Source organism: Rhizobium sp. PEPV16, from assembly GCF_008919455.1.
GTDB lineage: Bacteria > Pseudomonadota > Alphaproteobacteria > Rhizobiales > Rhizobiaceae > Rhizobium > Rhizobium leguminosarum_Q.
The window spans coordinates 1-2,943 of sequence record NZ_VSZV01000074.1; the positions used below are offsets into that span (position 1 = coordinate 1).

Here is a 2,943-nt window from a genome sequence, read left to right on the forward strand (position 1 = left end):
GATCGGCATTTTCAGCGCGGAGCTTCTCGGCCAGCAGCTTGCGCAATCTTTGGTTTTCTTCTTCCAGCTGCAGGAGATCCGCAAACTCGTCAACCGCCGCCACCGACGGTGCGGGCGCTGCCTGCACGGCCTTCGGGGCACGTTTGACAGGCGCACGTTTGGCGCTTGGCGCACCTTCGTCGGACTTTGCCTTGCGTCCTCTCTTCGGCTTGACCGTTGCGGCATTCAAAGCCGCTGCCGGTTGCGCCGAAACTGCGGCTGAGGCCGTTTCAGCGGCCGCCTTTTTGGCGCGAGGCTTGCGCTCCTTCTTCGGTGCGGGCGCCGCTACGGCCGGCGTGTCGGCATCAGTCGTCGTATTCATATCGTCGGCCATTATGGTCTCCTGTAAAGCCGATGCATTTGTCTGCTGCTCAATCGGCGGTGTCAACAACGCCGCCGCCCGTTGTTCTTCGGCGAAAGACATTCCGGCGCTGCTAACCTGGGAAGATTCCGGCAGGAACGGCATTGCCTCGTCCTGCAGATCCTGCGCGACGGACTTGAGATCCATGTCTCCCCAGATCGAGTTCGGATTGGAATTGAGTTTTCGCCGACCCGATCTGTACTCGACGGCAAAGCTGCGCTGGACTTTTTTCACTTTGAGAGGCCTTGGGTGTCTGCGGTGATATTTCGGCGACGCTTTCAGCATCGCGACAAGCCCTGCCAGATATTCCCTATCGCCCCGGCGGTCCAGACCCATGGCGATACCCGGCCCGAACACGATTCCGGATTGCCCTCGGTTGCGCCAAAGGGTCGCCCGTGCGATCTAGCGCTGGCTAGATCCCATTCAGCCGCTTATCACAAATGAGGGCACAAGCCGCGGCCTCATGAGCGACCGAGTGGCCAGTTAGGATAGACAAAGCGAAGGATGGCCATAAGCCGTCGCTGATACCGTCCTGCCCCTGCGTGGTTGAGTGCATCGTCCATTGTGATTGTGATCATTTGTTTTTCATACCCGGCTGCCTTGGTCCGCTAATAGCGCATTGAGCCTGTTGGTAGGGATGCTCAAGACATATAAGCAACAGAAGGACGAGGAGAAAGATGCATGGTGCGGTAGCTCCTTATAAAACGGCACCCCCCTGATCTGACGGGCGTCTTAAAGCAATGATGCAGTGAAGCGTGATTTCAAATTGAAACACACTTAATAAAGGCGCTTTGGTCCTGCACCTGTTCCACATCCAAATCCGAGGCCCATCTTGCAGGGGATCACACCTCCAAGGGCGACCGCGAATGGTCCCTCACGACTGGAGCGGATCTTTCGCAGGATACGACCTCACCGTATCAGCAGGCGTGAAATGCGCTGCCCTGGGAGTGATCGTTAACGCACTACAACATCGAAATGGAGTAGCGACGCTTGATCCGTCATCGTCCCCTACGGTGCCCCGCCGCTACCCTCAGCCTTTTCCTTGGCAGCCCGTCTTTTCTCTGAGGCCTTTCGCTTGTCCTCGATCGCTTGCTGCCGACCCTGGCCGATGGATTCGTTTGGATCACGTGCCTGAGCCTGTTTGCCCCAGGAGCCCTGGGCGTCACGGAAAAACATTTCACGTCGCGAGTTAAGATAGCTTCCGGGAAAGAAGTCGTTCGCCGTCCAGTCATCGACCTCTTCCAGAAACGCTCCCTCCTCGTCCTTTCCTTTGCCGGCCATACTGTTGGCCGCGTCGCGGAAATAGAAATGCTCGTGAAGCCTGAGAAATTCCGTCAGATAGACGTCGGCGACACGGGTATCGCCCCGTATCAGGACCATATTTTCATCGTTTTCCTGGAGGCTGTTGCTCGAAAAGTTTGCTGATCCGGTGCAGATGAGAGGATCGTCCGACAGGGGGTCGATCACCAGATACTTGGTGTGAATAAAGAAATGTTGCCTTCCCGCTTTGAGCGCCGCGCAGCGGACGGAACCGGCTCGACGTTAATCGGCCTTCTATCAGAAATCGCTCATTCTGCCCGTTGGCGCCGCGATGCGCATCGCTGGTCTTGAACGGATACGACCTTCGGCTCCTGCGCTTCTGCTGTTAAGTGGCTTGAATTAAAGAGCATTTCCCATGAGACCGATCCTAAACAGCAAACTGTCCCATAGCAGTGGACAGAAATCTTGGGTGCCGACTCAATAAAGCTTTTGGGAAACGCGCTCGGCCATGAAATCAATGAAGGCGCGAACTTTGGGCGCTCGTGCCGACATAGGGGGCCAGACGAGCGAAACGCTGCCACGTTCGTCCGTGTAATCTGCGAGGACAGCTTGAAGCCGTCCCGCCGCAATGTCTTCGCTTACGAGATAGCTCGGCGCCTGAATAATCCCCAAGCCGCCCAGTGCGGCGGATGCAAGTGCCTCGCCGTCATTTAAAACGACAGAGGGCTTGATTGGCGTTGGTTGGAGTGAATTTTTGAACGCCCAAACTTCCGGCCGACCGGTGGTTGGAAAACGATAAAAAACACAGCAGTGATTATTGAGATCTGACGGAGTTTGCGGGGTGCCGCGATGTGCAAGATATTCCGGCGAGGCGCACGTTATGAATGTGTGTGGTCCGATCCTCCGTGCGCGTAACGTCGAATCGTCCAGCTCACCTAGCCGCAGCACCACGTCATACCCACCATTGATAATATCAACCTTGACGTCATCGAGGCTGATCTCGGTCGTCACATCTGGAAAGCGGATGCGAAAATCGAGGAGCGCCGGCATGATGATCTTGCGACCTAAGACTGTGGGCACACTCACCTTAATGCGGCCTCGGGGTGCCTTTTGAACCAAGTGAAGCTCTTGCTCAGCGTCATGCAGTTCTTTCAATATGCGGGCGACGTATCGATATAGAATGTCGCCTTCCCCGGTCACGGCTAGCGATCTGGTCGTACGGTTCAGCAATCGCAGGCCTAGACGCGCCTCAAGTCGCTCCACCGCCTTTCCCACGGCCGATG

At 56.5% G+C, this 2,943-nt stretch carries 3 protein-coding genes; all 3 read right to left on the minus strand.

Translation table 11 applies throughout. The features are described 5' to 3' along the window. The coding region (locus FY112_RS00740) for a transcriptional regulator (protein WP_151517384.1) at nt 1-634 on the minus strand (634 nt) is incomplete at its 3' end. Between the two features lie 774 nt (nt 635-1,408). Further along, nucleotides 1,409-1,885, minus strand: coding sequence for a phospholipase D-like domain-containing protein (locus tag FY112_RS00745; RefSeq protein WP_151517382.1), 477 nt, complete (start codon nt 1,883-1,885; stop codon nt 1,409-1,411). A gap of 252 nt (nt 1,886-2,137) precedes the next feature. Continuing rightward, nucleotides 2,138-2,943 (minus strand): LysR family transcriptional regulator (locus FY112_RS00750; RefSeq protein ID WP_151517383.1); only part of this gene is annotated, 806 nt, incomplete at its 5' end.